Annotated in this window: 9 protein-coding genes; all 9 read right to left on the reverse strand. The window is 39.8% G+C overall.

Features of this window, described 5'->3' with window-relative positions; genetic code table 11:
- Window positions 1-15: 15 nt before the first annotated feature.
- Window positions 16-942: a dihydrodipicolinate synthase family protein gene (locus L21SP3_RS04560; protein ID WP_077539572.1), complete on the reverse strand. Its 927-nt coding sequence runs from the start codon at window positions 940-942 to the stop codon at window positions 16-18.
- A gap of 11 nt (window positions 943-953) precedes the next feature.
- Window positions 954-1,871 (reverse strand): dihydrodipicolinate synthase family protein, encoded by a 918-nt coding sequence (locus L21SP3_RS04565; protein ID WP_077539573.1) that lies wholly within the window; start codon window positions 1,869-1,871, stop codon window positions 954-956.
- A gap of 66 nt (window positions 1,872-1,937) precedes the next feature.
- The gene (locus L21SP3_RS04570) at window positions 1,938-3,647 is read right to left on the reverse strand and encodes an arylsulfatase (protein ID WP_077539575.1); all 1,710 of its coding nucleotides are present in this window, start codon (window positions 3,645-3,647) and stop codon (window positions 1,938-1,940) included.
- Between the two features lie 105 nt (window positions 3,648-3,752).
- The gene (locus tag L21SP3_RS04575; protein WP_077539576.1) at window positions 3,753-4,889 is read right to left on the reverse strand and encodes a Kelch repeat-containing protein; all 1,137 of its coding nucleotides are present in this window, start codon (window positions 4,887-4,889) and stop codon (window positions 3,753-3,755) included.
- The gene (locus L21SP3_RS04580; protein ID WP_077539578.1) at window positions 4,876-6,024 is read right to left on the reverse strand and encodes a sialidase family protein; all 1,149 of its coding nucleotides are present in this window, start codon (window positions 6,022-6,024) and stop codon (window positions 4,876-4,878) included. Before L21SP3_RS04580 ends, L21SP3_RS04575 begins: the two co-directional genes overlap by 14 nt.
- Window positions 6,025-6,113: 89 nt before the next feature.
- Window positions 6,114-8,915, reverse strand: coding sequence for an exo-alpha-sialidase (locus L21SP3_RS04585; protein WP_077539579.1), 2,802 nt, complete (start codon window positions 8,913-8,915; stop codon window positions 6,114-6,116).
- A 56-nt stretch (window positions 8,916-8,971) separates the two neighbouring features.
- Entirely contained in the window at window positions 8,972-9,817 is an 846-nt protein-coding gene (locus tag L21SP3_RS04590) for a type II secretion system protein (RefSeq protein WP_077539581.1), read from the reverse strand.
- 69 nt (window positions 9,818-9,886) lie between these two features.
- Entirely contained in the window at window positions 9,887-11,062 is a 1,176-nt protein-coding gene (locus L21SP3_RS04595) for a LamG-like jellyroll fold domain-containing protein (protein WP_077539583.1), read from the reverse strand.
- Between the two features lie 162 nt (window positions 11,063-11,224).
- Entirely contained in the window at window positions 11,225-12,397 is a 1,173-nt protein-coding gene (locus tag L21SP3_RS04600) for a GntR family transcriptional regulator (RefSeq protein ID WP_077539584.1), read from the reverse strand.
- Window positions 12,398-12,753 lie beyond the last annotated feature (356 nt).

Raw genomic sequence — 12,753 nt, forward strand, 5'->3', positions numbered from 1 at the left:
CATAAAAATTAGCAGTTATTTAAAGAATTCAGGTACGAGCCTTCGAGCCTCTGCGCGAACTCGCGGGGCTTCTGTTTCAGGAATCGACCTGTAAGGCCACCTCATCCTGCTTCCCACATCAGCCCATCCGCCTACAACAGCCATAAATCTGTCGCAGGCACCATTGCAAAATCCTTTTTCAGTTATGAAAGGTACGATATAATTATCCATAAACTGCCTCAAACGCCCTTCAAGCTCAAGGGAAGAATCCATATCATATTGCATTTGATCTGTCCATCTCTGAGCAGCAGCAGGGTTTAGGCACGCGGCATTTGAATAGGACCCGCTTGCTCCTTCCTGGATGCCGCTTGCAAGCAGATGACCAGGCACAAAAACGCTTAAATTCGGTATATGCTTTCGCATAGAGTCGTACCAAGATTTATCCCCGCCTGCTGTTTTGAGGCCTACTAATCTTGGTACCTCGCCTGAAAGATATCCAACTTCTTCTGGAGATAGAACTCTCTTTGCATGCGGAGGATTGTACAATACCAAACCGATTCCTTCTGAAGCCTCTGCCATACGTTTTAAGAAAACAGCAGCCTCTTCATCAGTAACGGGAAACCAGTCCGGCAGAATAACCTGTACAGCTGAAGGGGCTAAATGAACAACCCGCTTGAGCCGCTCCAGAGATATCTGGGCGGACATATGGCTCACACCTATCTGAAACGGCATACCAGTTTTATTGCATTTTTCCGCCAAACACTCTGATATCATATCGAATTCTGCTTCGCTCTGGCAGTGAAATTCTCCAGTAGTACCGTTTGAATAGATCCCGTCAACCTCCATATCAATCAAGGTATCAATCTCTTCTTTTACTCTGCATATATCAAGTGAATCATCATTCCATACTGAAAGCAATGTCGCCCAGTTGCCCTTTATCTGATCTGCTTTAAGAGCTATCATTCCTTGGCCTTTTAATAAACTTTTGAAAAGTTTTTCAAGCGGTCTATAGGCTTTTTCTGATCTTCGGTTAATTCCTGAATCGGGCGAACAGGCCTGCCTATACCCATGCCAAGGGTTGATAAGCCGTACATAATTCCAGCAATCCAGTTTTTATCTTCTCCCAAGAGCAAAACTTCACGAACTGAAGAGATATGCTCCTGAAGTTCTGAGAGCTGCTGAAAATCTTCCTGCGTTGCAGCATTTACCGCAGCTACAAAAGCCTCAGGCTCATAATTTGCGCAGACAGGCACTATCCCCGCTGCACCAATCCTAAGCCCCCATTCAATATCCGGCTCATTGCCCTGCATCACACCAATTGAAAGCCGCTGACATACACCAAGCACTTTCAGGAAGTAGTCCCTGTCTCCGCTGCTTTCTTTGATCAGATCAGTCCAGCCCTTCTCGGCCATATACTCGATCACTGAAACAGGTATAGTGCTCTGGACGCAGCCCGGGATATTGTAAGTTATCATCTGCATATCTGTCGCTTCACGGCAGGCGGAAAAATGCGACAGCATCTCCTTCTCTGTTTTAAGAGAGATGTAGTATGTAGGCGTTACTACCATACTGGGAAAATCGAGCCTTTTGAGTATATCAATCTTTTCAAGGGCTCTTCGTGTAGAAGTAGCTATCACTCCCCCCGCAAGTCCTGCACGGCCTTCAGTTTCGTCCTTGGCGATCTCCATAGCCCGCTGCCACTGGTCATCTGCAAGAAGAGGCCCCATACCGGCAGAGCCGCCGGCAAAGATTCCATGCGCGCCTGCATCAATGCAATGCCTTATCACAGCCCTAAAGGCTTTTTCATCCACATTTTCATTTTCATCTACAGGGGTAATAATCGGAACGAGCACCCCTCCGTTAATCTCTTTTTTTTCTGTTACATTTTCCATAATAATTCCAGTCTAAGATGCTGCCATAAATTTGGGATACTACAAAATATAAAATTTGGAGACGGCCTAACCTTTACTTATAATTTCCCAATCAACGACCCCTACTTTATTTGCCCATTCTTTATACTTCTTAGCCATTTGTTTAACTTTTTCTGGATATTTTTTGCTCAAGTCATTAAGTTCTCCTCTATCCTCAGAGATATCATATAGTTCCCATTTACCATCCTGTCCAGGGTAAAAACATTGCCACTCACCCGGGTATTCTGAAACCAGTTTCCACTTATTAATTCGCACTGCCCTGTTTCCTTCATGTTCCCAAAACAAAGGTTTTCTTTGCCGCTTTTCTCCCTCAAATACCTTAAACAGACTTTCCCCTTCATAAGGTTTTATGGTTTTTCCTTTGAAAATGCTGGGGTATTTTGTTCCTGACACCTCGCACAGAGTAGGCATAATATCTGTAATATGCCCTACCTGATTACAGATTGAACCTGCATCATTTATGTAATTGGGCCAATGAGCAATAAAAGGTGTAGAAATCCCTCCTTCATGAACCCATATCTTATGCCTTCTGAAAGGTGTATTTGAAACACTTGCCCAATTAAGACCGTAGCTTCCAAAGGTATCAGGCCCTCCAAGAGGCCTGCCAGGAATATCACCTTTTACCACAGGCTCGCCATTTGGAGTTTTTTCAGGAGCGAAAGAACTATTCCATGGGCTGTTAAGTCTTTCAATAGTATCATTGAGATGTCCTTCAGCTGAACCACCATTATCAGATAGGAAAAGAATAAGGGTATTATTTATTTTTCGATTATTCTTTATTGCTTGAAGAACTTTCCCCACTGACCTATCTAATTCCTCTACCATTGCTGCATAAGTCTGCATCCTTTGGGCCTGCCAATCTTTATTTTGCTCCATTACCCAAGATTTGCTAGCTTCATCTTGTATTTTTACATCAATATCCTCTGAGACAAGCCCTATTTCTTTAACATTTTTTATTCTTTGCTTACGCGTTTCATACCATCCCTTATCGTAAACACCTTTGTATTTATCTATAGTTTCTTTTCTTGCATGAAGCGGGTAATGGGGTGCAGGGCTTGCTAAATACAAAAACATTGGTGAACTTTTATCAGCAGTTTTTATATAATCAACAGCTTTATCTGCAATAGCATCTGTATAGAAAAAATCATCCCAAGGCTCAATAAAATCATTTCCTTCAACTAAACCTGCCGGGTCCCACAAACTTCCATAAGCGGGAATAGTCCCGAAAAATTTATCGAAGCCTCTCTGTAAAGGCCAATTATCAATATTTTTTTTTGTAAGGGCATCTCTAGCAACGTGCCACTTGCCAACCATTGCAGTCTGATACCCCCCAATCTTCAGCATCTCCGCCAGTGTTACGGAATTTTTGCTCAAAGTTCCCCTATATCCCTCATAACCTTGGTCTTCAACCATAAGCCCTATACCTGCCTGATGAGGATAGAGACCAGTAAGAAGAGAGGCTCGTGTCGGACAACATCTTGCTGAATTGTAAAATTGCGAAAAACGTAAACCGTTTTCAGCTAATTTGTCAATATTTGGAGTATGAATTTCACCACCATAACACCCCAAATCAGAGTACCCTAAATCGTCAGCCATAATAAGAACCACATCAGGTTTTTGCATGGACTGGCTAAAAACAGTTTTATTTTCCAAAGATTTACAACCATTAAGACAAAATCCAATATTTGATATACCTATTCCTATTGCTGCCTTTTTGATAAAATTTCGTCTATTCATATTTTCCACCTTAAAAATTCTAAATAAAATTATTTTTTGTATTTCAAATTAATTCAGCTATTTTGCGTCTTTTATATTTACAGGCCTTGCTAATAATTATTTCAATTATTCAAAACCATTTCCAATCCAAATTTTAGGCGATCTGATCCTTGGGGATATCTCGCCGCTTGTAATAACAATATATCCATTCCAATTAACAGCATTAGAAGTAACGTGTGTTTTAGGCATTTCCCCATTCATTGACCAAGTATTTTCTACTGTATCATAAACAAATATTTCTTTAGAGAATCCAGGATGGTCTTGTTTTAAAATCTCGCCCTTACCATATAAACTGCCATCTGAGGCACCAAAAATATAGATATAGTTTCGACCTATAGAGGATACTGTGCCTGCACAGAAAGGTCTTTCGGCAGATTTTTTCCTCAGCCATGTTCTTTGAGCTGGATTATACTCCCAAATATCATTCAAGAATGTAATCTCCTGACCTGAATCTTTTGATCTTCCACCTATCACATAGATGCATTCTTCTTCTCCGTTATATTGGCTTACAGTCATGCTACATGCTCTTGGCCGCCCAGAAAAGTCATTTAATTTTTGCCACTCGAGTACATCATTGTCTCTTTTGTCTAAATCTAACGCCCAAAAGTCTTTCACAGCAGACTCTAACGCCATTTCACGCTGCCCACTTACAACATAAATTTTATTACCAATTGCAGTACACCCCCCGTTAGCGCAAGGTTGAGGAAGAGAGGGCAGCTCTTCGCAAACTATATTTTTCTCTTTACTGTTCCACCTAAGAACAAAGGCATCACTATATACTTTCTTTTCATCTAAACCGCCAATACAGACTACACCATAATCAGTAGTTACGCTCATACCGTATGCAATATTTTTATAAAGGCGAAAACCTGTTCTCCAATAATAATCTTCTCTGATTTTTTCAAGAACCCAGATATCATCCAACCAAACTTTGGAGTTCTCCCAATAAGGTTTAGGAAAATTAGCTCCACCAGCAACAATCAACGCATTATTACTGACACCTGAATAAGGACCTGCAACTCCAAGAGCATCACACTGCCCCTGAGCTGCAGGCAAAACTGCCAGTTCTTTCCATTTAAAGATCCTCATCTCATTCTCTTTCTGTGCTAAAGAAACTGTGCCCAAAATAAACAAACTAATATAGATAAACTTATGTACAATTTGCTCCGAGCGAGTTATGTGGCTAAAGTTATTTCTTCCCATCAATAATCCAATCAAGTGTAAATTTTGAAAAAATTATCTTTGAATATCTAAAACCTTTGCCACCCTCATACAAACAAGCTATCTTACCATTATCTAATACGGTTAGAGATGAATAAGCCGCTGGTCCTTCATGAATGGTTCTCTTATGACTCCAAGTCTTTGCTCCATCATAACTAACTCTAACTGTCATGTTGGTACGCTTTTTAGAGTCAGGATTGGAGAACAAAATAATGTCCTTATCATTATTCTTATTTGGGGCATACCTTATAATACTTGCTTGACAAGTTGGTTCATTGAGATTAGATTTGTATGACACATAGTCCCAAGTTTCTCCGCAATTAGTGCTGAATGACAAGGCCCTGCTGCCCCTGTAACGTGAGTTGCGAGAATTCAACAAAACCTTCCCATCAAGAAGCTCTACCACCTGACTTTCATTCAATCCAGGGCGTGCAACATCACTGAGTTTCCATGTCTTGCCATGATCATCACTGTATATTACATGCGCCCCCTGTTGAAACTTTTTGTACTCACAGCTAATTGTGTGGTTTGCTGGTATAACCAAACGACCTTTCTTCTTGCCGTACTTGAGTTGTATTCCAGTCCCAGGTCCTGTAGCGTACCATCTCCAATAATCTCGACGGACAGAATCACTGATATTATTAGGTTTTGTCCACGTAAGCCCATCGTCCTCAGATTTACTAATATAAGGAATACGAGGATGCTTACTTTCCCCTGCAACAATTCCCTTTAAATGATCACTGCCGTAATTCCATGTTAAACCAAGCCAAATAGTGCCAGTTTGTCTATCTACTACTGGACAAGGATTTCCACAAGTATTATCGCCATCATCCCATATTACAACCTGCTTAGACCAAGACTCACCATTATCCTCGCTTCGTTTCATTAACAAATCTATATCACCTTCATCTCCCACACCATCCTTTCTTCCTTCACAAAAGGCTAATAGAGTACCTTTATTTGTTCTTATAATTGAAGGAATTCTGTAAGTGTTATAGCCGTTCTCGTGCCTCACAAAAAGATCAGTGTACTCAATCTCATTTTTATCATTACCTTCTGCAAAAACAGCAACAGATACTACAAACATAAACAAACAAAAATAATTCTTAAAAGTCATTAGAAAACCTCAAAATAAATAACAATTGATTAATTAAATTCCTGAAAAACTGTTTTAGTAACACCCAAAATCGTTATTGTTACTTCAGGCTAATCGCCCCAATTTGATGCCATTATTACTAAATCACGAATATCGACAATGCCGTCTTTATTCAAATCTCCTGAATATAAACTTATATAATTCTTATAATCAGCTTTACTAACTAAAACCTCATCAATGTAACCTTGGAATATTCTGTTATCCTCATTGAAATGGCCTATTACAACATTTGCATTCAATTCAACGTCAGATTTGAGGGTATTGTCCTGCTGTGCTTCCAATTTACCATCTAAAATTATTACAAATTTATAGTCAGCAATGTCTTTGGCAAAAACTACTTCATGCCATTTGTTATCACTCACATTAGTAGTTCCTTCAACTTTAACAGTATTTCCATCCGTATCGCTAACAAAAAACTGCAATACACCATTTCTAATTCTTGTCCACCAAGATGATTCTCCAGGGCCAACATCCCTTGCAACCAAGGCGCCTGAATTATCGGTACCCCCACTGCTATGTTTATTAGTCCTGAATACCGCAGATATAAAGAAAGGCGATTCCGATTCAATGTTAAAATAATTCAATAATGTGCCTCTTGTATCGAAGTCGTGATTTCTTATCACTATTCCGTTACCATTACCATTCAAATGCAATGCAACACTCCCTGAACTCGAGGAACTTCCTTCTGCAAAACCCAGCTCACCTTCAGTTCTTCCATGAAAGCCCTTCCCTTTTTTGTCGTTCACTTTATATGGAGCTGCTTTTATATTTTGGTCAAGATCAAATTCCTCAAAGTCATACATAAACAAAACTTTGCTGTATCTGTTATTTCTCAGAGGGGGAAATTTCTCAAAACCTTCAATCCCCTCTCTAGGTACTCTGTAGACCATTAAATCTTTTGGCCTTATCCAACGATCCCCTATCATCAGATTAACCATTGGGAAAATGTAGCTTTCATCAACATACATTCCTAAATCGTTAAATCTCCAAGGCAGCCCTTGAAAATCATCCACCGTCATCAAATACTGCCATGTTTCCATATCATCTTCGGTTTTGGCAAGAGCAAGTCTTTCTCTAGGCAAAGCCGGATGCGGCCAAGCATCTGGGTCAGAATAAGTCCAGAACAAAAATATTTCGTTCGTATTATCATCTCTTCTGACATTAAATGCATTCATAGGAGAGATGATAGGCATTATATTAATGTCGGTTGACCATGTAGCTCCTCCATCTGAGGAATCTGCATACAAAAGTCTTCCCATATCACTACGGGCAACCAACCTTACTTGCCCGTTGTTCAATTCAACAACCTGAGCTTCTTGCAGATTAAAACCATTAGTAGTTGACCTATCAAGGACGTTTGACTTTGTCCATGTTAGTCCATCATCGTCGCTGTAATAAGTTGTAACGCCACCCACGGCTTCATCATATTGGGTCCCTGGGTTAATAAATATCCTACCATTACTGATTTGAGAAATTTTACTGTTCATCACTTTATGCTTTTTTGGAGCTTGATTAACCCAAATAATATCGCTCCAAGAAGATCCTTCATCATTTGAAATTTTAACTCCCAATTTTCTCAAATTATTTGGTTGTTTTACATTAAACATTGCCAGAAGCCTACCAGAATTTAAGTTAAGAATATTTTTACTGCTTTTGCTACCCAAAGAATCAAAAATATCTGTCCCATTCCATGTAAGTCCTTCATCATCTGAGGAAAGATAACTAGAGCCTACATGCAGAATCAATTCATTATTAACCCTATTCATATCTCCCATTGCTGAATTTTCAAAACAAAACATCTTATAATTTTTAAGATGTTTATCATTGCCCTCATAACTTAAATCATCTATGTTTACTATAGCTCCAGAAGCCCCAAATACTATACCTCCATAGTTAGTGTTACGCAGTGATTTACTTTCTAGTACTAAGCTGCCGTCTATGTAAAATAGAATGTTTATTTTGTCGATAACAACCTTAAAGTCATACCACTTATTGGACTGTATATCCAGTGATGAGCTGTTTCTTAACTTTTCCTTAAGCCACCCGTCTATCAATTCCCATCGCTTTTCTGATGTATCATAAATCAGGGAGACCTTGTAAACATGATTGCTGTCAATATTGTGCCTTAAGGAAATTTCAAAGTGAGAATGAGGGGCAGAATAAAGAATATTAAAACGCCCTTCTAGGACAGTGTCTCTTGAAAAACAATTGATTTTAACTTCGGAAGGATTGTTTATTGAATAAAGTTGAAGGTATTTATTGCTTCCCGAACTAACAACGGTATTGACACCTGAAATATTTTGCCATCCAGTATCTTTAAAATTCAGCATGTTATCAAAAGAGTAACTTTCAGAAAAAACAGGTTCTTCATTTCGGTAAACAAGCCTATTCCCATAGAGTTCATTATACTTTTCGTCGTACTTTTCAATAAGAGCTTGTTTTTGCCCAACCCAGATCTCAGCCTTTGTAAGCCAAAACCCCTTATCAGAACCATTTCGCGAATTTGAAAATGTGAACTGAAGTTCATTATTACCAGTTATTAATTCATCTTTTATCCAAACAAAGCCGCGTTGTTTGCCTGTAGCACTAAAAAGCTCAGGAGGAGGTGTTACCGTAATACCATTAATTACCAGCCCCAATTCATCAAAATTATTAATATCTACGGTTTCGATAACAAGCATATAATTCATATTTTGATCTAAAGAGTTTATTTCAAAATTTAATTCCTCCTGCTGTGCCTGATCAGTCAACTCCAAAGGTAATTTATCTTGATTCGGGCTTAGAATTGTATATGAAAATAGCCGGGAACTTAACAGTAAAACAATAGATACTCGATATATACATGCAATCATAATTTTATCCTATTTCATTTCATTAATTCAAAAAAAACCCATAGCCTAAAAACATATTAGTATTCTTTGGGTATATAATGAAGACGGCCAGATAGATTAACAAGCCAGAGTTCCTGAAGTTCGCTGCTATCATATGTTCTAACACTTCCGTCATTATATCCTGCATTTACTTTAATATCTGGCCTCTCCCTATCTGGATCAAATTTATTATAGTATAACGCGTTATTCCGTCTCTTTTGACCATTTTCCATAGGGTGAGTCGACATCCAACAAAATTGATATCCAGCTGCAGGATCATTCCAGCGAATAGCATCACAAGTTAAAAGACTGCTGTTTGTATTAATTGAAGGCCCTCTAAATGGCCGTTCATTCCTATCTCTATCATAGTACCCGTCGTAATTCCATAAGAGATCATATGAACCTGATATGCCTACCAAACCCTGTTCGTATAAATCTTGGAAGGTGTAATTTTGCCATGTCATTTTGTCAATATTTACTCGGCTCATAGGACAGATATAAACACCTGCCTCCGAAATGTAATCCAGCATAAATCTCGCTAGTATTCCACCTGCTAAACCATTACTTTGACCTGAAGCAGCGTTTTCTGGATGGTAATTTATCCTAGCAGGTTGTGTCCAAAAACCATTGGATTGAAAATAACCACCAGAATCATTTTTTCTTTTACCTGCTATGCTAGGTGGATATCTGTTGCCATTATCTGCCTGATAAGCAGATACACCATAGATAATTTGTTTCTGGTTTGAACTGCACATAACAAATTTTGCTTGATTACGTGCTTTTTGTAGTGCGGGCATAAGGATTGCCATTAACAAAGCTATTATTGATATAACAACTAAAAGCTCTATCAGGGTAAATGCACTGAGATTATTTGTTTTTTTCATAATATACCCTCAAGTCTTAAAAGCTTACAGCAAGCCAGCAAAGAGAGCTGGCTTGCTGCGAAAGTTTAATTACTCGTATTCATTTGACCGGAGCCAATTCTCTGCTAGAATAGAAAAATCAAGCATATCAACCGAACAATTGCCATCTAAGTCACCTTCTTCTGTTGTTATTACGCATGATGGGGTATTGAAGCTCCAAACATCACCTTCGATAATAGTAGTTCCATCGTCGCCAAAGTCTATCAAAGTATCTACCCTCCAATAATATGTTTGGCCTTTTTGGAGATTTGAAAAACTTATGGAGTTACCATCAGCGACTGCAGATTCTAAAACATTTGACATATCTTCAGTATCTGAAAGATTTACAGTTTCAGATATAATATTTTGGCCTTCAATAGAAGACCAGCCGAAAACTTTATCGATAGGCACCATTACTGAATTGCTGGCTGGATCAGGATCAGAAGGCTTTCCTATTGGCTGTACAAATTCCTCTACGCTCAACGCTTCATCGGAAACCTTTATAAAATCAATCTTTCCATGAAAACGTTTTGCTGCAGAATCGTAATCAGGATCCATTGCACCTATCTGAACAGGGTGCACAGAGCCATCGTTTTCGTAAGAAACGCCTGCCAACTCGTCATGTTCCGTTAAGACAAGCTCTCCATCTAAGTAGACCCTGTATTCTTCGGTAACACTGTCTCTTACCCATGCCACGTGGGTCCATTGCTCTGCACCAATACCGTTTTCTGATGCAACCTTACCCCCTGAATTAAGAACCTCGCCATCTTTGACATATTCCCTTGCTAAGAAATTAGGCCTCCCGTTTGGCTCATCAAACCTATACCAGTATTCTCCAGGAAGACCTCTTTTGGCCAAAAAACCGTTCTCTGTCGTAATTGGTCCGGCAAGCCATATCAGACATTCAATTGTATAATCAACACCTAAATCAAAAGACGGCCCTCCTGCTGCTGGAATCAAAACCTGACCAGTTGATGGCGGAAAGAAATAGACAGCTGAACCGAAAGGATTATAATCTGGATTACCCTCTACAAATGTCATATTAGGGTCGCTCTTAGCAGTTACTTCCAGATTAATGCCGTTTCCTGAAGTATCCAACACAGTCTCTCCAAGAGTTGCTTGTGTGCCCGGATCTTTCTCATCAAATGTCCAGTATGCAACTACACCTGCCTGAACAAAGGAAGCAAAAAAACATCCTAAAACTAATGTAAACATATTTTTTTTCATGATATTACCCTTAAAAACTTAAAAAATAGAAACTTAAATAATTGTTATTACCACACAACTTTAGTAAAAACACAGGAAAAATATTTCACATAGCAACCATCCTTTCATGAATATTTACAGTTAGACTTTCTTTCATTATAAATCTTTTTTTCATTTTAAACGCTAAATCCGAGCAACCGTTTTGCCTTCATAAAGTGCAAGGGGTTTGTAAATCACTTCATCGGAATTTATAGGTCGCTGCCCTGTCCGGATCTCATCAAGCACCTTGGCAGCCCGTCCGCCCAGCTCGTATTCATCTATCGTTACTGAAGTGAGTCTGTCTAGAAATACGCCGTTTCTCGCATGGCGATCTCCAAAGCCGATTAAAGAAACATCTTCCGGTATCCTGAGCCCCAACTCCTTAAGCGCAAACTGAACAAGTTCGGCTTCCTCATCGTCATTGCAGAAGATCGCAGTAATCGGATCTGCCCCGCCTACCATTGGCTTGAGAGCATCCATCCGTTTCTGAAGCTGATAATCAGGACCTTCACCGGGGCCGTTACCGTAAAATATATGCTTTGCGGGCAGCTCAAGGCCACCTTCGGCGAGTGTTTTACGAAGGGTGTCTTCGTGTATTTCGGTCATCGTATAACGTGTGCGGGCAAAGTATGCGATTTGCCCGTGGCCTTTATCGAGCAATTCTCTGGCGGCAAGCCTTGAAACTTCCGCCGCATCCCAAGTGATAAGAGGCGCTGAAACGCCCGCTACTGGACGATGGCAGAAAACAACAGGGATGTCATGCTGCTGGAGCTGGGTGGCATGGTAAGCCGGCGTTTGCGGCTTTAATGCCGGCACCATAGCCACTCCGGATACATTCTTATCAAGCATCTGCAGGACTATATCCCCCTGCTTGCTGATGTTGAAATCTGTATTGCAGAGAAGAACCTGATGACGGTTGAGGGCTGCGCAGTGATCGAAGCCCTTGGCCAAAACTGGGTATATACCGTGAGATATTTCAGGCAGCAGCAAACTGAGCACAGCAAGCTGCTCCTCTTTCCCGTGATTGAGCTGAGTGAAATAATTCCCCTTTCCGTGGACACGGCGAACGTAACCTTCTTTGACTAACTCATCTATAGCATTGCGGACGGTGTTTCTCGCTACGCCGAGTCTGTCAATAAGCATATTCTCAGAAGGCAGCGCTTGGCCTTGCTTAAAATGGCCGCTCTTGAGCTCATCAAGAAGAAACTCCTTGATGATTTCATATTTTGGGCGGCTTCGCCTGGCTCCTCTCAAGCCGGCCAGTTTGCTTTCTAATTTTCCGCTAAGTTCAATTTGCTCTGTAGGTAATTTTGCCATCTCTGTGCTCCGAACCCTCCGAATAGCGAAGGGATAACTCGACTCAAATCATATACCTTATTATTTCATTACTCATTCATTACTTGTTCATTATTCACACTAAAAACAAAAAGTCAAGTACTTTTAAAAAAATTTAATAAAACAGTTTTCTAATCATATAAAGGCATGACTCGGAATAACTCTTCATAGACCTAAGACCGCAGAGCAACTGAAAACTGAACACAACTCTTAGCAGCAAACAACTTGTTCATATCACATTTACTGCACATACATATTAAAATTATTATTATGTTTCAACCTAACATGACTTCAGGCGGTAAATATTCATAAGTCGTTGTGAATAAAGGGCTCGTTTA

The organism is Sedimentisphaera cyanobacteriorum, assembly GCF_001997385.1.
Lineage (GTDB): Bacteria > Planctomycetota > Phycisphaerae > Sedimentisphaerales > Sedimentisphaeraceae > Sedimentisphaera > Sedimentisphaera cyanobacteriorum.